We start from the raw sequence: 283 nt of genomic DNA, 5'->3' as shown, positions 1-283 counted from the left end.
TACTTTCCCGTCGATAAGAAAAGTCTCTGCGAAGCCGTCATAGTGACCAATTCGCTCTTTATTCATCTGCCAGTAATAGGCAATGACTTCTGAAACAGGAAACCCCTCACGGGCATATTTGATAGACGGCGTAAGCAGCGCAGACATGGGCAGCTTGCCAAATTTTTCGTGTAGTGCAAACCAGCCATCTACAGCGCCAGGGACAGAAACGGGTAGCGGACCAAATTTTGGAATTTGATGCAAACCACGCTCGGCAAACACCGCTTTGGTTAACTGTCTGGGT

General features: G+C 48.4%; 1 protein-coding gene. It reads right to left on the bottom strand.

All coding sequences use genetic code 11. The annotated features are described in order from the left end of the window. On the bottom strand, window positions 1–283 hold a 283-nt coding region (locus NLF92_RS12760; RefSeq protein ID WP_254102582.1), incomplete at both ends, for a gamma-glutamyltransferase.

The sequence above is a fragment of the Opacimonas viscosa genome, from assembly GCF_024199005.1.
GTDB classification, from domain to species: domain Bacteria; phylum Pseudomonadota; class Gammaproteobacteria; order Enterobacterales; family Alteromonadaceae; genus Opacimonas; species Opacimonas viscosa.
Note: the sequence above shows the minus strand (reverse complement) of the source record. Positions and strands in the feature narration are given on the sequence as shown.